Raw genomic sequence first — 25086 nt, 5'->3', positions numbered from 1 at the left:
CGATTGCGACGATCGGGTTATTTATTCAGCGCATCCAGACGCGCGCGGACCGAAAGACCATGCGCTTCAAGGCTTTCGGATTTCGCCAGCACCTCGGCCCCCGGCCCGATCTGACGCAGCGCCTCGGGCGTCATCATCGACAGCGTGGTGCGTTTGACAAAATCGAACACCGATAGCCCCGAAGAGAAGCGTGCCGAACGTGCCGTCGGCAGAACATGGTTCGGCCCGCCGATGTAATCGCCAATCGCCTCGGGCGTCCAGGCACCCATGAAGATCGCGCCCGCATGGGTGATCTCTTGCGCCAGAGCCTCGGGCTCGGCCACGCAAAGCTCAAGGTGCTCGGGCGCCACGCGGTTGGACAGCTCTGCCGCCTCGGCCAGATCGCGGGTGAGGATCACCGCGCCAAAGTCACGCCAGCTTGCGCCCGCGATTTCGCGGCGTTCCAGCGTCTCAAGGCGTTTTTCCACGGCCTCGACGACCTTATTGGCGAAACCCTCGTCGGGGGTGATCAGGATCGATTGCGCCGAAGCGTCATGCTCGGCCTGAGACAGCAGGTCCAAAGCGATCCAGTCGGGGTCATTCTGCCCATCGGCAATCACGAGGATCTCCGAGGGACCGGCGATCATATCGATGCCCACCTTGCCAAAGACCCGACGTTTGGCCGCCGCCACAAAGGCATTGCCCGGACCGGTGATCTTATCCACGGGGCGGATGGTCTCCGTGCCATAGGCCAGTGCCGCCACCGCCTGCGCGCCGCCGATACGGTAGATCTCGTCCACACCTGCAATCTTACAGGCCAGCAGAACAAGCGGGTTCACCTTGCCATCGGGCGTGGGGCAGACCACCACCAGACGCTCGACGCCCGCCACTTTGGCAGGGATCGCATTCATCAACACCGAAGACGGGTAGCTCGCCAGACCGCCCGGAACATAAAGCCCGGCCGCCGAAACAGGCGTGAAGCGCCAGCCCAGTTTCGCGCCGCTTTCCTCTTCCCACATTGCATTGGGCGGCATCTGGCGGGCGTGATAGATGCGGATACGCTCGGCGGCCAGTTCCAGCGCCTCACGCTCAGGCACCGGCACGCGGGCGATCTCGGCCTCGATCTCGGCGTCCGAGAAGCGCATGGTCTCGGGCGTCAGCTCCAGCCGGTCGAATTTCGCAGTCAGCTCCAGCACGGCGACATCGCCCCGCGCCCGCACATCCGCGATGATCTGGCCCACAGCCGCATCCACATCGGGGCTATCCTCGCGCTTCATGCCCAAAAGCGCGGTGAAACGGGTCTCGAAATCGGCAGCAAGCGTGGTCAGGAAATGCGGCATGGGAGTCTCCTTGAGGTCGCCACGGAAATAGTCCAGCAGGCAGGCATGGGCAAGCACTACTGCGCGGATAGGCGCCCCGCCATAAGCGCCGACAGCGCCACCATCACCGTGGCCACCCCCAGCATGAGGGGCAGCCCTCCCAGCTGATAGCTAAGTCCCGAGGCCAACGTCCCCAGAAGGCGCCCGCCCGCATTGGCCATATAGTAAAACCCCACATCCATGGTGACGCGCTCGGATTTGGTGAAGGCGAGGATCAGATAGGAATGCAGCGAGGAATTCACCGCAAAGACCGCGCCAAAGACCAGCAGCCCGATCACCAGCGCCACGGTCAGCCCCTGCCCGCCCAAGCCCAGCGCGGCAATGGTCAGCCCCGCAGGTATCACACAAAGCCCCCATGCCCAAAGTTTCGCATCCGCCACCAGCGCCTCTGGCGCACGGGTCTTGGCGCGCAGGATCTTTGGGGCAAAGCCCTGCACCAGCCCGTAAAGGATGATCCAGCCCGCCATGAAGCTGCCGATCAGGAAGAAGGCCGCACGGTCGCCCGCCTCGGTGCCATCCGACAGGATTGCGGTGAAATAGATCGGGATGCCCACCACAAACCACACATCCCGCGCACCGAACAGAAACACCCGCGCCGCCGAGAGCCGGTTCACATTGGCCGACTTCGAGAAGACCTCGGAGAATTTCGCCCCCTTGCGCCCCTGCGGCAGCCCCTTCGGCATGGCGATCACGATGGCCATCAGGATCACCGCCAGCACAAGCGCCATGGCAAGGATCGACCCCGTAAAGCCCACCAGCGCCAGAAGCCCCGCGCCCAGCAGAAAGCCAAAGCCCTTCACCGCGTTCTTCGACCCCGTCAGCACCGCAACCCAAGCAAACAGCCCGCCCTGTGCGGAAGGGGCCAAGAGCTTCACCGCCGATTTCGACGACATCTTCGCCTGATCCTTGGCCACGCCAGAGGCGCCCTGCACCGCCATCACATAGAGAACCGAGGCTGTCACCCCCCATGCGGGGTCCAGCCCCGCCAGCGCCAGAAGCGCCACCACCTGCAGCCCCAGCCCCGCGTAAAGCGTAGAAGCCAGCCCGAAGCGTGCCGCAATCCAGCCCGCGCAAAGATTGGTGACCATGCCCGCCACCTCATAGAGGAGGAACAGATAGGCCAGCTGCACAGGCGAGAACCCGAGGCTGTGGAAATGCAACAGCACCAGCATCCTCAGCGCGCCATCGCTGAGCATGAACGCCCAATAGGCCGCCGTGACCGCGATATAGGCGGAAAGCCCCTCGGGTTTCTGCCCGCCGGAGGTCACAGCGACTGCCCGACCATCAAAGCCACATCCACCAGACGATGGGCATAGCCATATTCGTTATCATACCACGCATAGATCTTTAACTGCGTGTCATTGATGACCATCGTCGAGGGCGCATCAATGATCGACGAACGCACATCATTGACGTAATCGGCCGAAACCAGAGGCCGCGTTTCATAGCCCAGAATGCCCTTCAACACCCCTTCCGAGGCCGCCTTGAACAAGGCGTTGACCTCTTCGGCAGAGGTTGCGCGTTCGACCTCGAAGACGCAATCTGTCAGTGACCCGTTCAGCAGGGGCACCCGCACCGCATGACCGTTCAGACGGCCCTTCAGCTCGGGGTAGATCAGCGTGATCGCCGTTGCCGAGCCGGTTGTCGTGGGGATCAGCGAATTCAGCGCCGAGCGCGCGCGCCGCAGGTCCTTGGCGGGGCGGTCCACGAGGGTCTGGGTGTTGGTGACATTATGCAGCGTGGTGATCGAGCCGTGCTTGATGCCCAGCCCCTCATGGATCACCTTCACCACCGGAGCCAGACAGTTGGTCGTGCAGCTGGCCGCCGTCACGATATGATGGCGGGCGGGGTCATAGCTGTCGTTATTCACGCCATAGACGATATTCGCCGTCGGCCCGTCCTTCACCGGCGCCGAAACCACCACCTTCTTCACTCCCGCTGCGAAATAGGACGCCAGATCGGCCTCGGTCTTGAATTTGCCGGTGCAGTCGATCACGACATCCACACCCTCCAGCGGCAGATCGGCCAGCGCAGGGGTGCCCACGAAAGGCAGGCGCACCCCGTCGATGCTGACCGATGTCGCATCATGCGCGAACAGCGAATCCCAGCGCCCGTGCACGCTATCGAATTCCAGCAGGTGGGCGTGAAGCTCGGGCGTGCCGATCGCGTCATTGATCCATGCAATCTCGGCCCCCGCATCCAGAAGCGGGCGCAGCGCCAGCTTTCCCATCCGGCCCAGACCATTCAGCGCATAGCGTACCATTCTAATGTCCCTCCCTGCGGGCAATATCGTCCACGGCGCGCTGCACGGCGAGGCGATCCAGACTTTCGAGAGGCAGCGCGATAAACGCCTCGATCCGGCGGCGCAAAGCTCCGTAAGCCTCGCGGAAGGCCAAGGCCGCCTCGGCGGGGCTGCGTGCCTGCGCGGCCCGCGCCACCGGATCAGGCACGCCCCAATGGCCGCTGACAGGCCGTCCGGGCAAGGCCGGGCAATCCTCGTTGGCGGCCAGATCACAGACCGTAAACACAAAATCGAAAGGCGGCTCATCGGCCAAGGAGCCGAGATCCTTGGAAAACAGCCCGCCCACATCATGGCATTGCTGCTGCAACAGCGTCACCGTCTGCGGGTTGATCATACTTCCGGGATGGGTGCCCGCAGAATGCACCTCGAAACGGTCTGCCCCCAGCTCGCGCAACAGGGCTTCGGCAAAGATCGAGCGCGCGGAATTGCCGGTGCAGACAAACAGCACCCGATACCGGCGCGCAGGCTTGCGGGGGGCCAAAGACAGACAGTCCGACACCCGCCCGCGACAGCAGTCATCCAGCAGAAATCCGAAAGTGGTCTGCACGACCTCCATCTCGATGCGGTAAAGAAGCGACGTCCCCACCCGCTCTTTCGCCAAAAGCCCCGTCTGCATCAGCGCGGCAAGATAGGCCGAAAGCGTGCTGGGCCGCAACCCGAGGATCTGCCCGATCTCGCCTGCGGGCAACTGATCGGGATAGCGGCGCGTCAGAAGACGGAACACCGCAAGCCGCTGCGGATGGCCCAAAACGGCGAGAATTTCTGCAATCTCTTTTTCCATATTTCGTGGATATGCGAAATATGGACCTGCAACCAGTGAAACTTTTGTAACGACGCAGGAAGACGGCCCGGACGCTCCTACTGTGGCGGGAAAGGATCTTTGATCGTCCTCCAGAAGAGCCGCGCAATGGTCAAGGCCAGCGCGAGCGCGATATAATGCCGTTCACGCAGTCAGATGCCGCCCGTCAGATGCACAGCCAACGTGACATCCCCCGAAGCTCCCCGCCCGCAGATCCCCGACCGCAGATCCCCGACTGCCGAACAGCCCTTACATGCCATCGTCACGGTGCTGCGGCACCTTGCCCGAGACAGCCTTGTAAGGCTTGGTCACATCGCGCAAATCCACGGCCAATGCCTCGACAGAAACCGCAATCGCGCCATCCCCTGCCAAGGTCAGCACCAGCTCGCCCGCGCCATCCTCCGCAGGGGTCCAGACCAGATCTAGGATCGAGAGCACCAGATCTTTCTCGGCCCGGTCCACCCCTTGCGAACGCACGGCCAGCACTTCGGACACCACCAGAAGCGATTGCACCCGCTCATAGGCGCGCCCATCGGCTTCGGCGGCGGCACGATCTTCCCAGCGGAAACGATTGACCAGCAGCGCCAGTTGGCGACGGGCGCGATCATAGCGGATCTCGGTCACCGGCAAGACACAATCCTGCACCAGCGCGGAAATCACCGGCAGGTCTTCGGCCGTCTCCGCCCGCAAAGCCAAGGCGCGTTCCGCCCCGTCCTCGAATCTTGCATCCGCCATAGTCGCCTCCGTCCATTGATCTGCTGCCGCAAAGATAGACGGGCAGGTCTGCCCGTCCAGAAAGTCTGTCCAGAAAGTCCGGCCAGAAGGTCTATCCCCCTTCCGGATCGGTGCCTATTCGGACACGCGCTCGATATCGGCACCGACGGCCTTCAGCTTGCGCACCAGACGTTCATAGCCGCGGTCAAGGTGATAGACACGGTTGACGATGGTCTCGCCCTCGGCGGCAAGACCCGCCAAAATCAGCGACACCGAGGCCCGCAGGTCGGTCGCCATCACCGGCGCCCCCTTCAGCTTCTTGACGCCATGCACGGTGGCATGCCCGCCATGCACCTCGATATTGGCGCCCATCCGCACCAGTTCGGGTGCATGCATGAAGCGGTTCTCGAAGATCTTCTCTTCCAGAACCGAAGTCCCCTCGGCGGTACACAAAAGTGCCATCATCTGCGCCTGCAGGTCGGTCGGGAAGCCCGGATAGGGTTCGGTGACCACATCCACCGCATTCACCACATCCCCGCGACGCTTGACCTTGATCCCGTCTCTGGTCTCTTCGACATGAATGCCCGCCGCATCGAGCTTCTCGCAGAAGGATTCGACCAGCGCGATCTTGCCGCCCAGACATTCAACCTCGCCGCCACAGATCGCAGGGGCCAGCATATAGGTGCCCAGCTCGATCCGGTCGGCCACAACGGGATGGGTCGCGCCATGCAAACGGTCCACACCCTGAATTTCGATGGTCGACGTGCCATCGCCCGAAATCTGCGCCCCCATCGCCCGCAGGCAATCCGCCAGATCGACGATCTCGGGTTCGCGCGCGGCATTCTTCAGCACCGAGGTGCCTTTGGCCAGCGCCGCCGCCATCAGGAAGTTCTCGGTGGCCCCCACAGAGGCAAAGCGCATCTCGTGCACAGCGCCTTTCAGGCGGCCACCGGCAACCTTGGCATGCAGATAGCCTTCCTTCAGCTCGATCTCGGCGCCCAAAGCGGTGAGCGCATCGATATGGATATCCATCGGGCGCGCGCCGATCGCACAGCCACCGGGCAGCGAGACGACCGCATGACCCAGACGCGCCAGAAGCGGCCCCAGCACGAGGTTCGAGGCCCGCATCTTGCGCACGATGTCATAATCGGCGACCGGATTGATCTCGCCATGGCAGGCCGAGGCCAGCACCTTGCCCTCCTGCAACTGGGTGACCTCTGCCCCGAGGCTGGCCAGAAGATCGGTCATGGTGCGGATGTCAGACAGACGCGGCGCATTGGTCAGCGTCAGCGGTTCCTCCAACAGAAGCGTGGCCGGCATCAGCGCCAGACAGGCGTTTTTCGCGCCCGCGATTGGGATCTGCCCCGAAAGCGGCCCGTTGCCGCGCACGATAATGCGGTCCATCAGCTGTCCTTTTCGTTCTGCTCGTGTGGCGGCGTGCCGTGAGAGGCTGCACCATCCCTATCTGTTTCTATCTGCTCGGCCTTACGACCGCGTGCCTGCGCCTTACGGCGGGAAAGATTCGCACGCAAGGCCGCGCGCAAACGATCTTCTCGCGCCGATTTGGGGTCTTTCGACCCGTTCTTGGGGTTCTTCGGATCCTGTGCCATGCGCCTTCTGTAGCGTCAGGAGAAAAATCTGTCGAGAGATGTCATTTTTTCTCTTGCACCCGTCGGCGACCTCCTCTAAATCCCCGCTCACGGTCGAAGGGCGGCACTGAAAAGCACCGCCACCGACACAGGATGCTGCCGTAGCTCAGGGGTAGAGCACTCCCTTGGTAAGGGAGAGGTCGAGAGTTCAAATCTCTCCGGCAGCACCACACTAACCCACTGACAACAAAGAAGACCCTTGATTTGCTGGGCGAAGTGCCATTTCTGGTGTCAGAATTGGTGTCAGAATCGAGTGTCACATGGCAGCGAAACTTCGTTACTGGAAAGAGAAGAATGGCCGTTACTGGGCGCGCATTACTTTGCGTGAAGACATTCGTCATCTTTTTGGCGGAAAGACCGAACTCACAGAGCCTCTCGGTGGAGACCTTCGTGTAGCAAAGCACGAGCACGACGAAGCTGTCGCTCGCCTCAAGAGACAGATTAAATTAGCTCAAGAAGCCCTTAAGCAAGTGGCACCCCCTGCCAAGCCCGCATCTCTGCGCGCTCTATCGGAGGACGACATCAAGCGCGCGATCTGGGAGCATTTCCAATCGGTCCTGACGGAAGACACCGCCAAGCGGGCAGAAATGCCCAGCCCAGCGGACATAGAACGCGAGCTAGAGCGTTTTTACGAACGCGTCGCGCAAGGCTATTCAGATGTAGAGAAATATGGGCTGAGCGTGTTGAGCGAGGACGCCGATTATAGAATGGCCGCAGGAGCACGCTATTTCTATGAACAATTACGCACTCGCAAGCTGAGTGCCCTCCGGCGAGATTTGCAGGCGGCGGAGACCAAGATTATCACCCCAGCCTTGAATGCATTCATCGCCAGCAACGGGCTAGATCTTGCGACAGGTAGCGCTGAATGGCGCGACCTCGCTATGAAGATGATCCGAGCCGAAATTGATGCGCTAGATCGCACTATGGAGCGGGACCAGGGCATCTATAACGACACCCCACGCGACACCATCATTCAGCCGGTAACACCGCGCAGCACACCAACTGCCCCGGTAAAGCTCATGGAACTGTTCGAGCAATACATAGCAACCAAACAGCATGTAGGCACGCATGTAGACGGCGGACGCGCTTGGCGGCCCTGTTTCATCCACTTGATCGATTTTCTTGGGCACGATGACGCCAGAAAGGTCGCGAAGGCCGATCTCCTAAAATGGCGCGATAGCCTCCTCAAAGAGGGCAAGTCCACCAAAACCGTGTCCGCCAAATACCTTGCTGCAATTCGTGCGGTCTTCAAGTGGGCCAAAGTCAATGACATCCTCGAGCACAACCCCTCCGAAGATGTCAAACAAGAGACCAAGAAAAAAATCAAAACTCGTGAGCAAGGCTTCACCACCCTCGAAGCGGAAGCGATCCTGCAGACCTGCGTCAATTACGTCCCCGAGTATAGAGACAACCCGGCTAACCGCGAAAGTGCCCATATTACAGCAGCTAAGCGCTGGGCGCCGTTGCTCTGTGCCTTCACCGGTGCGCGTATCACCGAGATCACCCAGCTAAGAAAAGAAGACATTAGGCAAGAGGGCGATGGCTGGGTTATGCGCATCACACCGGAGGCTGGCTCCGTTAAAGACAAAAGATATCGTGACATCCCGCTTCATCAACAACTGATCGAACTTGGCTTTCTGAATTTCCTCGCATCAAGTGACGAAGGACCGCTGTTCCACAACGCGACTGATCCCGAAAAATACCTCAAAAGTGCGCGTGCGACAGGGGGGAGGGTTGCCAAATGGCTCAAATCCCTCGGGCTTATTCCTGAAAACATGCAGCCTAATCACGCGTGGCGGCATCGCTTTAAAACCCTCAGCCGCGACTTGTCCCTGAATCGGGATGTCGTAGACGCGATTAATGGCCATGCAACTAGCGGTGCAAGTGGCGGCTATGGCGACTCTACGCTGCTCGCCAAGAAGGGTGTCATAACGAAACTTGAGAATTACGACTTAGCTGCTCGCAACTCTAGCTCGCCGTCGAAAAACGTCTCATAGATGAAGGTTTTGAAATATCGCCAGCCGAACCTGATCTGCATCGGCTGGCTCCCAATATCGGTTCGCCGGATGCTTCGCCTTGCGTGACCGTAGACAACCCAGAAACCCTGTGGGCTTTGTCGGATCTAGCTCTAGCAGTCTCGGATGCTCACGCACCAATGCGACCAAATAGCCACGTCCCCTCGGATCGCCGAAAAACTCTCGCCAAGGACCACTGAAGACGCGCAAATCGGGCACCACTTTAGAAGCGGCTTCCGGCCCGACAGCCGTCACCTCCTCGACGGGTGTGGAACGCTTCGGCTTTTTAGCCGACTTCTTTTTCGTAACCTGCTCGGCTTTCACCCCAACCTCAGGAGCCGCGTCGGGGGCCTTCCCAGCCAGCTTGTCTCGAAAAGCACTAAGTTCGGGAAAGATCTCGCCAAGGGTCGGGTTCTTGAAATACCCTCGAAGCACCTTTTTATAGGTCAGCTCATCCTGACGCTGTATCGCACGGCCCAGCGCATCGTGCTTTGCAGTGCCCTGGCTCGAGAACCGTTCGGCCTGACGACGCTCTGCCTCCCGCTTCTGCTCGCGCAGATGAACCGTGCGCCATGTTTTCATAAGGAACCATGCCAGACGCGGTGTCCATTGCGCCCCGCAGGCTGTTCGGGCCCCTCTGGCGTTCAACACCTTCGAGACATCTGCTGCACCATGCCCGTTACGATAACAGGCCTTCAAGACATCGGAGAGTCCGAGGAAGAAATTGTCGATAGAGCGGTCACCGAACTTGAAGTGCGCCTGCTCCTGATCGGTCAACAAAGGGGGCGACTTCGCATATAGCTCTGCATTCGTCACAGGAGGCTCAGAGGAGCACTTCTGTGCGCCCCGCTGCCATCGAGGCCACTTTCGACTTCACACCCATCTAAGCCCCCTCCCAGCGCCTCTCACGCGCGATTCATGTTCACTTCGGCAAATCCAACTTTGGCAGTGCGTTCACGATCTTCATCGTCTCCAGACTAACGGTGATCACGCGGCGGAAGAGGTCGAGCGGATAGGCCGGATCGTGCATCGTCTCGTTCGCGTAATCATTGGCGTCATTGACGATGCCGCTGGCCTTGTCGGTCTTGACGACTTGGCGCTCCATCACCCATTCCAGCGCGGGCTTGCCGTTGACGATGTAGTCATAGGCGTCCAGCGGGATGTCCGTCATGGTGATGTTGGCATTATAGACCACGGTCGTCTTGTCGGTCTTCGGGCGCTTGCCGCCGAACTTCATCTTGGTGACGCGGTAGAAGGCTTTCGGATTGTCGATCTTCCAGAGTTCGGGCGTGCCCTGCTTATAGGTGACCGGATAGGGATCGACCGTCTCGTAATTGACGTGCAGATCACCCAAGCGCCGCCCTGCCTCCGAGAAGGCCCGAAAATCGGCATAGGTCTTCACGCAAGGGATACGGGGCAGTTCCTTGGTCAGGTTATCGGCATAGCGCTCGCGATAGTCAGGCGAATGCAACAGGCCATAGACGTAGTAGAAGATGTCCTCCTTGCTGATCGCCTCCCCCGGATAGGCGGCGCGGAAATGCGCCAGCCCGGCATCGGTGATCGCGTCACGGCGCTGGAGACCGGAGGCCTGACCTGCGAAGAGGCCGCCCGGCTCCTCGTCCTGCTGGTCGTAGAGGTAGAGGGGGAAGCATTGCGAGCCGCCCTTCATGGTTGCGACACATAGCTCCGCGACACTCCCAATCATCAACGCGGTGAACCCCGTCATGCTACCTGGACCCGAAATCGCGATTGCTCGATTGATCCAATCTGGCCGTCCGAAGATGCGCGGCATCTGGTAGACCATCTCGTTATATCTGCGACCGAAATAGAGCCATTTCTTATCAAAGGGTCGATGCATTGCGAGTGTAGGCGAGGCGCTCGCGAGCTCCAGCGGCTTCCTCTTAAAGACGTCTGCTTTTAATGCGCGTGACCAGCTGATCTTTCTGGCGTCCGAATTTAGATGAACCTCGCTAGTTACTGCTCCGCTAAGAACCTCATTGAGATCAGCGTGATAGGCCTCCGTCATTCGCTGCATGTTGACGATGAGTTCGGTTTTTGAGGCATTGAAGCTCCAAGCATCTCGCCCTGTTGCGACGCCAAGCGAGTAGGTCTCGAACAGTGGCGGCGCAGCGTCCCGCTTCTTGTCACCAATCTTCATGAAAGCGTCGAAACTCACGTCACGCTGGTTGACCCAGTCGTGCTGATCGTCGGGAGCGATGCGATCCCAACCTGCGACATTGCCAATGCCTCCGAGAGAGCCAAAGCCGCGTATGGTCGATAGCTTCTGCTTCTGATCGAGGTAGTCGCCGATGTCATGGAAGAAGATGCGGCCATGTTCTGCCGCATTCGGTTTTTTGACGAAGACGCTGATGGCGATGGGCGCACGGCTGCCCGAGCCAAAGATCTTGCCGCCCTCTTTGCGCGATCGCTCGCCGCTGGTCCGCTGATTGCCCCGAAGGTGGAAGATGTAGAGGTCCGTAAACTCCTCAGCCAGACAAGCACGCATTCCATCGGTCGCATTGCCGTCGACCCAGCCAGCGTTCGTCACGAACGCGACGACCCCCGCATCACCGATGCGGTCAGAGGCCCATCTGATGGCTCGGATGTAGCTATCGTAAAGCGTGCGAACCGATGTTTGCTCCGTGCGAGCGGCGTAGGTCTCGCGTATTCGCCCATCAAGGCCGGCATATGCGACGTTAGTATTGTTTTCGTTCGCTGTTTCTTGACCCACCGAATAGGGCGGGTTGCCCACGATCACGCGGATATCCAGCTCCTTCTGACGGGTCCGGCGCTCGGAGTTGTCGGGCATGTAAAGCGCCAATTCATCCGCGCCCTCATACATCTGGAACGTATCAGTCAAACAGATCCCCTCGAAGGGCACATAGTCGTCGCTTTGCGCCAGCCCCTGATAGACGGCCTCGATATTGATCGCGGCGATGTAATAGGCCAGCAGGACGATCTCGTTGGCATGGATCTCGTGCCGGAACTTGTGTTCCAGCTCCTCAGGCGCGATCAGCCCCGATTGCAGCAGGCGAGTGATGAAGGTGCCCGTGCCGGTGAACGGGTCCATGATATGGACGCCACGCGAGCCGAGCGTCTGGCCGAAATGCTCCTGCAGCATCTCGTTGACCGAATGCAGGATGAAATCGACGATCTCGACCGGCGTATAGACGATGCCCAGCTTCTCGGTGGTGCGCGGGAAGGCGTTGCGGAAGAACTTGTCATATAGCTCAACGATCAGGCGCTGCTTGGCCTGAGGATCGGTGATGCCATGCGCACGGTTGCGGACGCTCTCGTAGAACTTGTCGAGGTCTTTCGATTCCTTATCGAGCCGGTTCTCGTCCAGAATGTTCAGCACCTGCTGCATGGCGCGGGAGACAGGGTTCTGGTCGGTGAAGGCATGACCTTCGAAGAGCGCCTTGAAGACGGGGCGCGTGATGAGGTGCTGGGCCAGCATCTCGATTGCATCCTGTTCGCTGATCGAGTCGTTCAAGTCATCGCGTAGCTCGGCAAGGAAGCTGTCGAAGGCTTGGCGTGCTGGCGTGTCCGGCTCGGCAAGGATGCCGGTGATGCGCGAGATATGGCGCTGGGCGATCTCGGCGATATTGGTGGCCCAATCCTCCCAATAGTCACGGGTGCCGCATTTCTTGACGATCTTGGCCATGATGGCGCGGGAGAACTCGTCGATGAACAGTTCGCCTTGGATGGGGGCCGGTCCGGGTTTGACGGCATCGCCCTCATTGCCACCGCGCCCCAGCCCTGCCTCGGCCTTGGCTTTGCGGGTGGGCAGATCGGTCACCTCATGGGTGATCGATTTCAGCTCCTCAGATTCTCTGGTGACACCGACGATCTGGATACGGTCGGATACGTCCTGACCGAGGGATGCTTGGTTGATGGTGCCGTCAAAGCGCTCGTCATGCGCCCTGAGCGCGTTGAGGATCTGCCAGACGACGCGGTAGCGCTCGTTATCCTTCAGCGCCACCTCGGGCTCCACACCCGCAGGCACGCCCACAGGGAGGATCACATAGCCCATCCGCTTGCCCTCTGCACGGCGCATAACGCGCCCCACAGACTGCACCACGTCGATCAGGGACTTGCGGGGGTGCAGGAACATGATCGCGTCCAGAGCGGGCACGTCCACGCCCTCAGAGAGGCAGCGGGCATTGGTGAGGATGCGGGCGGTATTGCCATCGGCCTCGGCCTTCAGCCAATCGAGGAGCTGGTTACGGGATTTGGCGTTGAACGTGCCGTCCACATGCTCGATCTCGATATCGAGGCGGTTCGGGTCCGAAGGGGCTTCGTCATCGATGAGTGCGTCATCGCCGGTATATTCGGCCACCACATTGGCAAACTCGTCCCGGATCAGCTTGGAGGCCGCGATACTTTTGCAGAAGGCCAGCGCCCGTTTCATGGGCTGCGGATCGAAGGTGATATCCTGCTGGAGATCCTGCTTGGTCAGCGCCTTATAGCAGCCGATAATCTTCGTCGCGTCATCGAGGTCCAGCTCGGTGTTTTCATCCGCCAGACGCTTCTGGACGTTCGCGCTGACCAGACCCTCGTCCATTGCAAGGACGATCACCTTGTAGTCGGTCAGCAGACCATTCTGGACGGCCCAGCCGAAGCCCTTATGCAGAAGGGTCTTACCGTAGAGGCTTTCGTCATCCATAGAGGACAGGACAGCCGCCTCTTCATCGGCGCGTGTCTTGACCGCATCCCCGAAGATGCGCGGGGTCGCCGTCATGTAAAGGCGCTTACGGCCCGCGACATGAGCATCATCGTGGATGCGCACAAAGTTGGACTCTTCGTCACCAGCAAGTGTTGCGCCCGTCGTGCGGTGGGCTTCGTCACAGATGATCAGGTCGAAGGGAGGCAACCCAACCTTCTGTGCTTCGCTCAGGACACCGATAGATTGATAGGTCGAGAAGACCACCGTCATCCGGTCGGGATCGGTCTCGCCTGCCTTCTCGACCAAACGCACGGGGTTGGTCGTTGCAGGAAAGGCGAGATCATGCGCCTCGATTTCGGCGGTATCGTCATTTGACACACGACGCTTCCCGACCTGACCATCAGAGCAGACAGCGAACGACCGGAGCAACGTCTCCGTATCATTGGTCCATTCCCGCACGGTCTGGGACATCAATGCAAGCGACGGCACCATGAACAAAACGCGTCCGCCTTTGCCCACGAGGTCTTCTGCGATCTTGAGGGACGTGAAGGTCTTACCCGTGCCGCAGGCCATGATCAGCTTGCCACGATCAGCCTCCGATAGCCCCGAACGGACAGCCTCCAAAGCCTCGACTTGGTGCGCCCGAAGCTTCTTCTTCTCGGAGAGGACAGCTTCTCCCTTGATCCCGAATGCGGTCCAGTCGATCTGGCTTTCACGCAAATGGGTCAGCGAGATCCGCACAACAGGAATGGACTGCCCGGAGATCATCGCCTCAGCATTGCTGCCCCAGTCCACCTCGGTCGTATCCATGATGACACGACGCACGAACGGGGCCTTACCGGAGGCCGAGATGAAGCTGTCGATATCACCCTTCTGGATGCGGTGTCTCGCACTGTAGAACTTGCACTGGATCGCAGCGTAGCCATCTTCATTCCGAAGCTTCGCCACAAGGTCAATACCGACGTCCTTTCCGCTCTCGCCCCGCTCTTTGGCCCAGTCTGCCCAAGTCCAGACGGCTTCATATTCCTCGGCCTGAACTGGATCTGCAGTCAGGTATGCGCAGGCAAGGCGTTCGAAATATGTGCCCTTCTCTCGCTCGGTTACGGCGGCTTCGCGATAGCTGTTCAGCAGGGTATCAAGAGGAGACATCAGAAGGGACTCTTATCGAAATCATGGTCACGCATAGAGGTATCGGACATTCAGCACGGTGACAACGATAACAAGGCGGTAAGACGTTTCGTGAGCGCCTGAGGTGATTGCCACAGCATGGCCTCTGGGCTAGGCTGCAACCGCTGGCGGTGCCATCCAATATCAGGTTCCGCGCTTGGCCTTGCCCGGTGCGCCCCGAGAGCTGCGCTCCACCGTCAGCACTTTACGGCCCGCGCGAGGTGGAGGGAGCGGAGTGGAACCCGCCTGCGAACAGAGCGACCGCGCGCCAGATAGCTTCCGCCCTTACGATTGCGCTTCTGCAACCATCATAAGGCTATCAATGACGCAAAGCGTCTGAGGCCACCATCCATCAGCATTTCGATTGCCTAGAACAGCTCTAGGAAAACTGCCGCCCAGCGCATATTAGGCCGAGCAGCAAGCGACCCTACAAACGAAATGCGCCCTTTCAGCACCGAAATCACTCTATCAGGACCATAAATGCACGGATGCCTACGCCTAGCATCTGGTCGCCATTTCGTTTCGTGCGAGGCTGATTTCGTTTCCGGAAGGCTCCGCTGTTTTCAGAAAACGCGATTTCGTGGCGACTTTTGTCAACTTAGCGTAAACATTCTCACCAGAACGCCATAAAAACAAGGGCTCTTCGACGCCAGCTGATCCGCCCTGATGGTAACTTTCGCCCACTAATGTTAACTTTACGAGCGGAAATCGCGACATATTTGCCCGGAAAGTTAACATTCTCTGACGCAATCTTTCCATTTTCGGGCCGGTCAACGTCAAAATGTTAAGTTTTTCAGTGAACTAGACCACTCCGAACCACCGAAAAACTAGACCACCGGCCCCGAAGCACTCCACCACAGATACGTCCAAGAGAACCGCCGCGAACCGATCAAAGCACCCACGGTCACCAGCGCTCTCCTATCATATCGCCTCTATGCGTAAAGCAGCCCAGCGCCCCTTTCCATACCCCCAAGGAACGGCCCACAGAGGCCTATCTGCGCTCGGCGCGCTGCCCCTGGCGGGGCACCCCGTCAGCCCCTTCCAAGGGCCACCCAGCGCGCTCTGAGGCACACAGATCGAAGGCGTGAAGATTGAGGTGCTTGAAACTTCGATGCCGCCTGAACTCCCGACGAAATCTCCGGCAAGACGAATGCCGAAAGCTAATCGCGACGCCCTTGGATGTCAGCAATCTCGCTATCATCAGACAATCGACGGTTCGGTCTACGATAGGTTAGAACTGCCCCTGATCGTTGCTTGGCTGGGTTGTGGCGTCTATTGCTCCGTAACGCCATTCGCACTATCTTTAAGAATAGCGGCGAAGACTAACGACACGAAGAAGGAGAAGGCCAATGACTGACCTTGACTGGATCGTTTATGGGTTTGGCGTGTTTGCCGCCATCGCGGGCATCGTATACGCGAAATACATCGAGAGACACTAAGACAAGGGGCCGCGAGGCCCCTTCTTCATTCCATCAATTCGATCTGACATCCCACGGGACGAGCTTCCTGTCTGGGTGAGCACGGTCTGCATCTCTAGCTTTTCTGAGCAGCCACATAAGAGCAAGACCAAGCTCGTCATTCCGCAAACCCTCACAGCTTCGCCCGCACGGGCCGGAGCAAGCGTTGGGCTTAGTGGTGTAACCTTTAGCAGGATCCCGGCTTCCACTCAGAAGAGCCGTCGCGATGCTAACCTCGACATCGACGACTAACCGCCGCAGCGAACCGACCAAAGCATCCACAGCCACCAGCACTCTCTATCAGATTGCCTCTACCGATGGCACCGCCCAGCACCCCCTCCACGCTCGGAATAGCGGCCCATAGAAGCCCGTTCGCGCTGGGCGCACCTGCCTTGGCCGGAGACCATCCCAACGCCTGCCAGAGGCCACCCAGCGCGCCCTTGAGCCCCCCCTATGGGCAAGCCGAAGTCTACACGCAGCACTTCTAAGGCGATCTCTATCTTGCAACCTTGGGCGATTTCAATAATGCTCCGGTGCTGAATTACGAGAGCCGTGGTGGCGCCCTTCAACGCTACCTGCCCCTCGACAAGTTTTTGATCACAATGGGTTCTGTCATGAGCAAGCCGAAGAAATAGGAGTTATTGGTGGGAAGGTATTCACGGAAACGGCCTTTGATTATCGAGAAAAAGGTCGTCATAAAGCACGGTGGGCCATCGGTGCCAGAGAAGCCCAAAAGGCCCAAAGAGCCTCATATCCACACGATCTCGGACGAGGACAGAATTGCGGCCTTTAACGAGCAGGTAAAGATTTTCAGCAACACTGTGAATAACTTGGGTCTCGCATGTTTTGGCTTTATGGTGTTGCGATATGTGGGTGATGGTTTTGGCAAGCCTGGGTGGCTCCAGATTATTACGGGGTTAGCCTTTATGGTGGCTTTTCACTGGATTTCTCAAGACAACCTCACTAGATTGAGGAAGGAGAAGAAAGTGACACAAGCGAAGGAGGAAGAGAATGCTAAGTGATTGGATCGTATTCGGCGCCGCCGGAGCATTCGCCATTATAGGTGTGTTCTGGATGAACCATCAAGAGAAGCGGCTCAAGAAAAAGCTGGGCGAAGAATAAGACGAGGGGCCGCGAGGCCCCTTCTTCATTCCATCAATTCGATCTGACATCCCACGGGGCAACCCGCAGGAGAGCACGATCGTTGAAACATGCCGCTATCTATGGATTTCCTAAGTAACCATGGGCTATGTGTAGAGCTAGGCCATCCCTCATACTGTCATTGGATCAGCGTCAGTCCACTGTGAACACGCGCCGATCCAAAACAATCCCTCTCACCGGATGGTATGTATATACCACAATCCCATTCCCTTGTGAATCGTCAATCTGTGCCTTCAGAAAACCCGACCTACGCCGCGCTCGCGCTGTAGCCCCTCAAAGAACCGGCGTGCGACCCTTTTCATCGGATTGTTGATCATTATCAGATCGTCTTTATCTACTTCGAGCAGGCGTGCCGTTTTGGAAGCAGTCTTGAGACAGTAATCTGCCCAACCATCAGCACTAGAAATGTCCTGCAGATCAAGCTGCCTCTTTCCGCCGATCGCCCCAACGGCCTCTGAACCCGCCGAGATCAGGGCGTCACCCAAGGCGGCACGAGACGCAGCATCTAAGTCCGATGTGTCTATAACACCATGCAGATGCAGCCGCTCTGTGTCAGAGACCTCCAACACCACCGCATACGGAAGATCGCCAAGGCCATGTGCATTCAGGCACCGCCTGAGATTGTTCATCATCTGCCTATGAGGACGTGCATGACCATACAGCATTGTCTCACGACGCGCGCCTAGATTGAGGCTGAAGGAGTATCCATTCGCGCTCGCAGCGGCCCAGACGGCAGCTGCGAACTTTTCTCGCTTACCCAATCGGTCCCGCCGCTTCTTACTCTTAGTTCCCTCCCACGTCTTCGTCTTCACAATCTCATCGATACGGACAGACTTGAGCCTAGGCTGACGATTGGTTGGCTTACCCGAGGCGGGCGACGAGACCACTCGCGGGACAGGCTGGACCGGCTGCTGTGGTGGGATGAAGGACGGGTGAGTTAGGAGCGATACAACCCCATTAAAAGGAAGGTCATCTGCACACTGATCCGCCTTGAGTGCCACGGCCTCAAAAGGCTGTGCACATTGACGATTTCGCGCATTCCGTCGTGAGGGCTTGGAAACAAAGTTCGGACGTTCGCCACGTCGCTGATTTAGGGAGTTTTCAGTGCAGCTTGGGGCAAGCGAACCAGCGCGCATAGGTGAGTTCCCGACCGAGGTCGGGCAAGCAGAAGATAACATCATGGGGAGCACCATCAACGAGAGGGAAAAGGCCGGACGAACCGGAGGCTTTCGACTTTTCGATGGCTAGTATGTTTGACATTGGGCTCGCTCGGCATGGGACTCTTTCAAGACCGATCCGACTTGCTCTCATGTCTGCTGCACCCGAGGGTGCCTGCCCTCTCCTGCCCTGATAAGCTATCACTTACTATGCTCAGGACGCAATATGGATTCCGTCAGCGCGGAGGAGATTTAAGCGTCTAGCGGCGCGCATCATCACACCCGGAGGGTTGAGGCGATTTTCAGGTCTCACCAACGGAGGCACCCCAATCAGCGCCTCTATTTCTTTCTAGGACTTCGCCATCATAGAACGCGCTGCAACCTCGACCCAGCTCCCTGTGCTAACGGTCATGCTTCATGCGAAGAGAAGCGCATAGTGGCTGCAATGCCACTGCGTTGCCGTCTATAGCGACAAGGCTGACCGCAAGCTCATCGGCTTCACGACGGATCGCTTTGGCGTCCTCTGACTGCAAAGCTGCAACTACTTCTCTGTCGAGTTTCCGCCCAGGCTGAGAAATGATTTCATACTCTTCTTCAGACAATAGACCAGACCCAAAGCAGTAATCAGCCATAGTCCAGTCGACCAGAGCCTCACTCATCTGCTGCTGCATCGACCAAGGCAGCTCAGCCCTCAGCGCAGAGCTGCAATAAAGAACCACGAACAATCCGCCCAACCAGTATCTCACGATGCTCCTCGCCGCCATCCACTATCGGCTAGAACGGTAGGAGCGGCTCTCTGATCTTCCAAGTTGATAATGTCGAAAATTAGAAGCGACTTCCCCACCCGACCTATGGCCGCAAATAAGCTAAAAAATGAGTATTGAAGCTAGCTAGAGAGACAAATAGCTGGATAGCCAAATAGCCACCAAGTCGTTGATATTGATATATTTAAATACATAAACTAAGCGCTTCGAAGCAGCACAAAAGGAGACGGAACTTGCACCCCTATCAAACCTCGACGGCCGCCCGGTTTCTTCGAGAGCGTATCAACGATCTAGCACACCGTAAGACCCAGAGCCAAATCGCCGCAGAGGCGGGCTTCACGAACGCCAATATGATCTCGATCCTGAAGGCAGGAAAGTCGAAGATCCCTCTCGACCGAATACCATCTTTGGCCAAAGCGCTAGAGACGGACCCTGCTTGGTTCCTCCGGCTCGCGCTGGAGCAAGCTGTGGGGAAGACCTCTGCGCAAGCCATCGAAGAGATCTACGGAAGCCCAGTCACCGAGAACGAGCGTCGCTGGCTGCTGGAATTGCGTGAGGCCTCAGAGGATAGCGATCCACGCATCACCGCCCGATCCCGCTCAGCACTTCGGGCGATCTTCGGGAAATGAATCGAATGCCGAAGCAATGTGCACCGCCCTGCCCGATCTTGCTTCGGCGCCGATTATAAGGTAGCTTTGAGAAATAATTTGGTGTCAGAATACTGGCCGGATCAGGTGTCAGATCAAAACCTAAGCCATTGATTTTATTATCACTAGGTAGAGTTCAAATCTCTCCGGCAGCACCACTTAATCACCGAAAATATATAATAACCTCTCGCTCAAGCTAGGTTCCTTATGTTTAAGCTGGATCTTGAGGCCAGACGTTAGCACGCGACGCTTTCGGCAAAGCGCCTGCCTGTCCGGCAATAAAAAGGGCGCGCGGGAATTCAGCGGCTGCGTTTATCCGCCGCCATACCGGCCGGGGTACCCGCAGCCGCGTTAGCCATCGCAGGCGCAACCTACGCCTTTATGACACTGCTTGCTGCGGCTGATGCAGCTATTTCCGCAGGCTTTCCCCTTATGGCAGGTCTTGCAGCAGCCCGCATAGACTGCCGCCCTCGGGCCGTCGAGCGCGTGCAGGCGCTCCAGAAAGCTTTGCGCCGGAGAGGAAAGCGCGGGAACCGCCGCCTCCTGCGCCCGACCCGCACCGGACAGGGCTGCCATCACCCCGATCGCCATCACAAAAATCTTCAACAAAACCATAAACCCATCAGTCAGACGCTCAATAGCGGCCCCTTACTGATCTCTCTTGCCGCGAAAGAGAAGCTTGCCCTACGCATTTTATCCACTTTCTCCGGTGGATCGCTTCGCATTTCGCCGCTTTTTTACACATGGGCCCGCCCCACACGCTCAAAATGCTCTCGCAAGACGGGTAACGCAGCATTTTGCAGCGCGAAACTGAAAGAAATCCCACGAATCGCCGGTTTTCTGGCAAGAAGGTCTTGTCGCTTGGCAACGGTGCCGCGACACGGAATTTCTCCCCGATGATCGGGGAATGAGCAAAGCCGCTCGATGTATTGGACCTAACGGGGCCCGATCATCGGCGGCTTTTTTGTTTTTCGACTTTGCTGCATGGCAGCCCGCAAAGGACGTGACATGAAGAAACTTCTCCTTGGCCTCGCAGCCAGCACGCTTCTGGCCAGCCCGACCTTCGCCGAGATGCTGGATCTCGAGAAGGACCAGCTGACCTTCGGCTTCATCAAGCTGACCGATATGGCCCCCTTGGCCGTGGCCTATGAAAAAGGGTATTTCGACGATGAGGGCCTGTTTGTGACCCTTGAGGCGCAGGCCAACTGGAAAGTGCTGCTGGATGGCGTGATCTCGGGCACGCTGGATGGCGCGCATATGCTGGCAGGCCAGCCGCTGGCGGCGACCATCGGCTATGGCACAAAGGCGCATATCGTCACCCCCTTCTCGATGGACCTCAATGGCAACGGTATCACCGTGTCCAACGAAGTCTGGGAAGAGATGAAGGCCAATCTGGAAACCGATGCGGATGGCAAGATCAAGCACCCGATCTCGGCCGAGGCGCTTAAGCCGGTGGTCGACCGCTTTAAATCCGAAGGTAAGCCCTTCAACATGGGCATGGTTTTCCCCGTCTCGACCCATAACTACGAGCTGCGCTACTGGCTGGCGGCGGGCGGGCTGAACCCCGGTTACTATTCGCCCGAAGATGTGAAGGGCCAGATTGATGCGGATGTCTTCCTGTCGGTGACCCCTCCGCCGCAAATGCCCGCAACCCTTGAGGCAGGCACCATCATGGGCTATTGCGTGGGCGAGCCGTGGAACCAGCAGGCCGTGTTCAAAGGCATCGGCGTGCCGGTGGTGACCGATTACGAGATCTGGAAGAACAACCCCGAGAAAGTCTTCGGCCTGACCGCAGAGTTCATCGAGGAAAACCCCAATACTACGCTGGCCATCACCAAAGCGCTGATCCGCGCCGCCATCTGGCTGGATGAGAACGACAACGCCAACCGTCCCGAGGCGGTGGAGATCCTGTCGCGCCCCGAATATGTCGGCGCCGATGCGGAAGTGATCGCCAATTCGATGACCGGCACCTTCGAGTATGAAAAAGGCGACAAGCGCGACGTGCCGGATTTCAACACCTTCTTCCGTCACAACGCGACCTACCCCTTCTATTCGGATGCGGTGTGGTATCTGACGCAGATGCGCCGCTGGGGCCAGATCCCCGAAGCCAAGCCCGACAGCTGGTATGACGAAGTGGCGAAATCGGTCTATAAGCCCGAGATCTACCTCAAAGCCGCGCGGATGCTGGTCGAGGAAGGCAAGGCGAACGAGGCCGACTTCCCGTGGGATAGCGATGGCTACAAAGCCCCGACCCCCGCAGCCGATGTGATCGACGGGATCGGCTATGACGGCAAACACCCCAACGCCTATATCGACAGCCTGCCCATCGGCCTGAAAGACGCGCAGACCGTCGAAGGCGCGGAAGTCAAAGGCTAAGCGCACCGTCCGGCGGCCCGCCCGCCGGACCTCCCCCCATTCCTCCGGCATCCAGACGCCATATCGCCCCAAAGGATCCGATCATGACCGCCATCGACCCGCAATCGCTTGAGACAAATGATAGCAAGGCCCGCGAAGAACGCCGCGCCCGCGCGTTCACCCGCATCAACCGCGCCGATGGCTGGTTCAAGGTGCTGGGTCTGGCATGGATCACCCCGATCCTGAAGATCATGGCGGGCGACAATCCCCGCACCCAAGGGCGCGAAATCTGGAAGCTTCTGGGTGTGCCGGTTCTGGCCATCGTGGCCTTCCTTGTGGCTTGGGGCACGCTTGCGCCCAAGGTGCAGACCTCGCTTGGCGCGATCCCCGGCCCCGTCGCCGTCTGGGATGAGGCCGTATCGCTGAATAACGATGCCCTCGCCAAAGCCGCCAAAGAGCACCAGCACAACGAGCGCGTTGCCGCCCGCAACGAGAAGCTGATCGCCGCCGGCAAGGCCGATCAGGTCAAGGATATCCCCTATACCGGCGCGCCGTCCTATTATGACCAGATCTGGACCTCGATCAAAACCGTCTTCTTCGGCTTCCTGATCGGGTCGGTCATCGCCATTCCGCTTGGCATCTTTGCGGGCCTCTCGCCCTATGCCAATGCCGCGATCAACCCGCTGGTGCAGATCTTCAAACCGGTCTCGCCGCTGGCATGGCTGCCGATTGTGACCATGGTTGTCTCGGCGCTTTATGCCACCAATGACGGGCTGTTTGCCAAATCCTTCCTTGTGTCGGCCATCACCGTGACGCTGTGCTCGCTTTGGCCCACGCTGATCAATACCGCCCTTGGTGTGGCCTCGATCGACAAAGACCTGATCTCGGTCTCCAAGGTGCTGAAAATGAACACCTATACCAAGATCACCAAACTGGTTCTGCCTTCCGCCCTGCCGCTGATCTTCACCGGCCTGCGTCTGTCGCTTGGTGTGGGCTGGATGGTGCTGATCGCCGCCGAGATGCTGGCCCAGAACCCCGGTCTTGGCAAATTCGTCTGGGACGAGTTCCAGAACGGCTCCTCGCAATCGCTGGCGCGCATCATCGTGGCCGTGCTGACCATCGGCATCATCGGCTTCCTGCTTGACCGTGTGATGTTCGCTCTGCAATCGCTCTTCACCTTCTCGAACAACCGGTGATCTCTATGGGTATCATTGACTTCAAGAACGTCTCGAAAAGCCACGGCGATGGCACCAATGCCACCCATGTCCTGCGCAACATCAACCTCGAGGTAGAAGAGGGCGAGTTCCTCGTTCTCTTGGGCTTCTCCGGCACCGGCAAGACGACGCTGATCAACCTGATGGCAGGGCTGGATACGCCCTCGCGCGGCGAGGTCACCTTCCGCGGCCAGAAGATCGCAGGCCCCGGCCCCGAGCGTGGCGTGATCTTCCAGAACTACTCGCTGATGCCTTGGCTGACGGTGGATGGCAATGTGATGCTGGCGGTGGATGCGGTTTTCCCCCAGCTGTCGAAGGCCGAGAAACAGGCCAAAGTGGATCACTTCATCAAGATGGTGGGGCTTGCCCATGCCAAGACCCGCCGCCCTGCGGAGCTGTCGGGCGGGATGCGCCAGCGGGTGAATGTGGCCCGTGCGCTGGCGATGAACCCCGAGGTGCTGCTGCTGGACGAGCCGCTTTCGGCGCTGGATGCGCTGACCCGCGCCAATCTGGCCGACGAGATCGAGGCGATCTGGGATGCCGACAAGAAGACCTGCGTGCTGATCACCAATGACGTGGATGAGGCGATCCTTCTGGCTGACCGTATCATCGCGCTCAACCCCGATGGCACTTTGGGTCAGGAGTTCCGCGTAACGATCCCCCGCCCGCGTGACCGCTCGGCCATGAACCATGACGCGGGCTTCCATGCCCTGCGCGGTGAGGTGACGAAATACCTGATGGATGCGGGCATCGAGGCCGCCGCCGAAGGGTCGCGTTCGCTGCCCAATGTCACCCCGATCCATGCGCTGCCCAAAGCCTATGAGGAAGCGGGCCGCAGCCTGAATGACGAGAAATACCTGCAGTTCTCGCAGCTTCACAAAATCTACCCGACGCCGAAAGGCCCGCTGACCGTGGTCGAGGACTTCAACCTTGATGTGCAGAAGGGCGAATTCATCAGCCTGATCGGCCATTCGGGCTGCGGCAAATCCACCGTTCTGACGATGTGCGCGGGGCTGAACGGCATCTCGAAAGGGGCGATCAAGCTGGATGGTCTCCACGTCGAAGGCGCCGACCCCGAGCGTGCCGTGGTGTTCCAATCGCCCAACCTTTTCCCGTGGCTGACCGCCAAGGAGAATGTGGCGATTGGTGTGGATAAGGTCTACCCCAATGCCAGCCGCGCCGAGCGTCAGGATGTGGTGGAATATTACCTTGAACGCGTGGGCCTTGCCGATGCGATGGATAAATCCGCCGCCGATATGTCGAACGGTATGAAGCAGCGTGTGGGGATTGCCCGCGCCTTCGCGCTCTCGCCGAAACTTCTGCTGCTGGATGAACCCTTTGGCATGCTTGACAGCCTCACCCGCTGGGAGCTGCAGGAGGTTCTGATGGAGGTCTGGTCGCGCACCAAGGTCACCGCGATCTGCGTGACCCATGATGTGGACGAGGCGATCCTTCTGGCCGACCGTGTGGTGATGATGACCAATGGCCCGCAGGCGACCATCGGCAAGATCACCGATGTGAAACTGCCGCGCCCGCGCACCCGCAAGGCGCTGCTCGACCACCCCGATTACTACAACTACCGTCAGGAAGTGCTCGATTTCCTAGAGGAATACGAGCATGGCGCAAAACCCAAGCGCCCCGCAAAGATCGCGGCGGAGTAA

The 25086-nt window shown here is 58.8% G+C and carries 18 protein-coding genes and 1 tRNA gene; 7 read left to right on the top strand and 12 right to left on the bottom strand.

The annotated features are described in order from the left end of the window. Positions 1–17 precede the first annotated feature (17 nt). The 7 genes from hisD to WDB88_RS05360 form a co-directional block, all read right to left on the bottom strand. Positions 18–1319, bottom strand: a complete 1302-nt coding sequence (gene hisD, locus WDB88_RS05390) for a histidinol dehydrogenase (RefSeq protein WP_339109177.1) — start codon at positions 1317–1319, stop codon at positions 18–20. Between the two features lie 56 nt (positions 1320–1375). Continuing rightward, a complete protein-coding gene (arsJ, locus tag WDB88_RS05385) occupies positions 1376–2626 on the bottom strand; it encodes an organoarsenical effux MFS transporter ArsJ (protein WP_339109176.1) in 1251 nt (416 codons plus the stop codon). After that, a complete protein-coding gene (locus WDB88_RS05380; protein WP_339109175.1) occupies positions 2623–3621 on the bottom strand; it encodes an ArsJ-associated glyceraldehyde-3-phosphate dehydrogenase in 999 nt (332 codons plus the stop codon). Before WDB88_RS05380 ends, arsJ begins: the two co-directional genes overlap by 4 nt. A gap of 1 nt (position 3622) precedes the next feature. Then, positions 3623–4441 (bottom strand): ArsR family transcriptional regulator, encoded by an 819-nt coding sequence (locus WDB88_RS05375; protein ID WP_339109174.1) that lies wholly within the window; start codon positions 4439–4441, stop codon positions 3623–3625. A 267-nt stretch (positions 4442–4708) separates the two neighbouring features. Then, positions 4709–5194, bottom strand: a complete 486-nt coding sequence (locus WDB88_RS05370) for a DUF2948 family protein (protein ID WP_339109173.1) — start codon at positions 5192–5194, stop codon at positions 4709–4711. 114 nt (positions 5195–5308) lie between these two features. Further along, complete coding sequence (murA, locus tag WDB88_RS05365) at positions 5309–6577, bottom strand: UDP-N-acetylglucosamine 1-carboxyvinyltransferase (protein ID WP_339109172.1); 1269 nt, start codon at positions 6575–6577, stop codon at positions 5309–5311. Next, positions 6577–6783: a hypothetical protein gene (locus tag WDB88_RS05360; protein WP_339109171.1), complete on the bottom strand. Its 207-nt coding sequence runs from the start codon at positions 6781–6783 to the stop codon at positions 6577–6579. The genes murA and WDB88_RS05360 overlap by 1 nt, the downstream gene beginning before the upstream one ends. 134 nt (positions 6784–6917) lie before the next feature. Between WDB88_RS05360 and WDB88_RS05355 the strand changes: the two genes are divergently transcribed. Further along, positions 6918–6992 (top strand) — tRNA-Thr (locus tag WDB88_RS05355). 90 nt (positions 6993–7082) lie between these two features. Next, positions 7083–8819, top strand: coding sequence for an integrase (locus tag WDB88_RS05350; protein ID WP_339109170.1), 1737 nt, complete (start codon positions 7083–7085; stop codon positions 8817–8819). Here WDB88_RS05350 and WDB88_RS05345 read toward each other — a convergent pair. Further along, on the bottom strand, positions 8814–9653 hold the full coding sequence (locus WDB88_RS05345) for a hypothetical protein (RefSeq protein WP_339109169.1): 840 nt from the start codon (positions 9651–9653) through the stop codon (positions 8814–8816). The two genes, WDB88_RS05350 and WDB88_RS05345, sit on opposite strands and share 6 nt — an antisense overlap. Positions 9654–9759: 106 nt before the next feature. After that, entirely contained in the window at positions 9760–14652 is a 4893-nt protein-coding gene (locus tag WDB88_RS05340) for a type ISP restriction/modification enzyme (RefSeq protein ID WP_339109168.1), read from the bottom strand. Between the two features lie 2146 nt (positions 14653–16798). On the opposite strand from WDB88_RS05340, the gene WDB88_RS05335 reads away from it, so the two are divergent. After that, positions 16799–17149: a hypothetical protein gene (locus tag WDB88_RS05335; RefSeq protein WP_339109167.1), complete on the top strand. Its 351-nt coding sequence runs from the start codon at positions 16799–16801 to the stop codon at positions 17147–17149. 372 nt (positions 17150–17521) lie between these two features. Here WDB88_RS05335 and WDB88_RS05330 read toward each other — a convergent pair whose 3' ends face one another. Together WDB88_RS05330 and WDB88_RS05325 are read right to left on the bottom strand one after the other, a co-directional pair. Next, positions 17522–17920 (bottom strand): hypothetical protein, encoded by a 399-nt coding sequence (locus WDB88_RS05330; protein WP_339109166.1) that lies wholly within the window; start codon positions 17918–17920, stop codon positions 17522–17524. 926 nt (positions 17921–18846) lie between these two features. Beyond that, a complete protein-coding gene (locus WDB88_RS05325) occupies positions 18847–19104 on the bottom strand; it encodes a hypothetical protein (protein WP_339109165.1) in 258 nt (85 codons plus the stop codon). A gap of 338 nt (positions 19105–19442) precedes the next feature. Between WDB88_RS05325 and WDB88_RS05320 the strand changes: the two genes are divergently transcribed. Continuing rightward, entirely contained in the window at positions 19443–19838 is a 396-nt protein-coding gene (locus WDB88_RS05320; RefSeq protein WP_339109164.1) for a helix-turn-helix transcriptional regulator, read from the top strand. Positions 19839–20207: 369 nt separating this feature from the next. Here the strand turns inward: WDB88_RS05320 and WDB88_RS05315 are convergent, their stop codons facing one another. Next, entirely contained in the window at positions 20208–20471 is a 264-nt protein-coding gene (locus WDB88_RS05315) for a hypothetical protein (RefSeq protein ID WP_339109163.1), read from the bottom strand. Positions 20472–20864: 393 nt separating this feature from the next. Between WDB88_RS05315 and WDB88_RS05310 the strand changes: the two genes are divergently transcribed. The 3 genes from WDB88_RS05310 to WDB88_RS05300 all read left to right on the top strand — a co-directional run bounded on the left by WDB88_RS05310 (position 20865) and on the right by WDB88_RS05300 (position 25086). Beyond that, on the top strand, positions 20865–22232 hold the full coding sequence (locus WDB88_RS05310; protein WP_339109162.1) for a CmpA/NrtA family ABC transporter substrate-binding protein: 1368 nt from the start codon (positions 20865–20867) through the stop codon (positions 22230–22232). Positions 22233–22315: 83 nt separating this feature from the next. After that, positions 22316–23407, top strand: coding sequence for an ABC transporter permease (locus tag WDB88_RS05305; protein WP_339109161.1), 1092 nt, complete (start codon positions 22316–22318; stop codon positions 23405–23407). A gap of 5 nt (positions 23408–23412) precedes the next feature. Next, positions 23413–25086 carry a nitrate ABC transporter ATP-binding protein gene (locus WDB88_RS05300; protein WP_339109160.1) on the top strand — a complete coding sequence of 558 codons (1674 nt, stop codon included), beginning with the start codon at positions 23413–23415 and terminating at the stop codon, positions 25084–25086.

This window comes from Thioclava sp. GXIMD4216 (assembly GCF_037949285.1).
GTDB lineage: Bacteria > Pseudomonadota > Alphaproteobacteria > Rhodobacterales > Rhodobacteraceae > Thioclava > Thioclava litoralis.
Note: the sequence above shows the minus strand (reverse complement) of the source record. Positions and strands in the feature narration are given on the sequence as shown.

What these genes read in the sequence shown, in the direction of transcription:
- hisD (WP_339109177.1), bottom strand. Translation starts at nt 1,319, where the DNA reads ATGCCGCATTTCCTGACCACGCTTGCTGCCGATTTCGAGACCCGTTTC.
- WDB88_RS05380 (WP_339109175.1), bottom strand. Translation starts at nt 3,621, where the DNA reads ATGGTACGCTATGCGCTGAATGGTCTGGGCCGGATGGGAAAGCTGGCG.
- WDB88_RS05375 (WP_339109174.1), bottom strand. Translation starts at nt 4,441, where the DNA reads ATGGAAAAAGAGATTGCAGAAATTCTCGCCGTTTTGGGCCATCCGCAG.
- WDB88_RS05370 (WP_339109173.1), bottom strand. Translation starts at nt 5,194, where the DNA reads ATGGCGGATGCAAGATTCGAGGACGGGGCGGAACGCGCCTTGGCTTTG.
- murA (WP_339109172.1), bottom strand. Translation starts at nt 6,577, where the DNA reads ATGGACCGCATTATCGTGCGCGGCAACGGGCCGCTTTCGGGGCAGATC.
- WDB88_RS05360 (WP_339109171.1), bottom strand. Translation starts at nt 6,783, where the DNA reads ATGGCACAGGATCCGAAGAACCCCAAGAACGGGTCGAAAGACCCCAAA.
- WDB88_RS05350 (WP_339109170.1), top strand. Translation starts at nt 7,083, where the DNA reads ATGGCAGCGAAACTTCGTTACTGGAAAGAGAAGAATGGCCGTTACTGG.
- WDB88_RS05340 (WP_339109168.1), bottom strand. Translation starts at nt 14,652, where the DNA reads ATGTCTCCTCTTGATACCCTGCTGAACAGCTATCGCGAAGCCGCCGTA.
- WDB88_RS05330 (WP_339109166.1), bottom strand. Translation starts at nt 17,920, where the DNA reads ATGATGAACAATCTCAGGCGGTGCCTGAATGCACATGGCCTTGGCGAT.
- WDB88_RS05325 (WP_339109165.1), bottom strand. Translation starts at nt 19,104, where the DNA reads ATGAGTGAGGCTCTGGTCGACTGGACTATGGCTGATTACTGCTTTGGG.
- WDB88_RS05315 (WP_339109163.1), bottom strand. Translation starts at nt 20,471, where the DNA reads ATGGTTTTGTTGAAGATTTTTGTGATGGCGATCGGGGTGATGGCAGCC.
- WDB88_RS05310 (WP_339109162.1), top strand. Translation starts at nt 20,865, where the DNA reads ATGAAGAAACTTCTCCTTGGCCTCGCAGCCAGCACGCTTCTGGCCAGC.
- WDB88_RS05305 (WP_339109161.1), top strand. Translation starts at nt 22,316, where the DNA reads ATGACCGCCATCGACCCGCAATCGCTTGAGACAAATGATAGCAAGGCC.
- WDB88_RS05300 (WP_339109160.1), top strand. Translation starts at nt 23,413, where the DNA reads ATGGGTATCATTGACTTCAAGAACGTCTCGAAAAGCCACGGCGATGGC.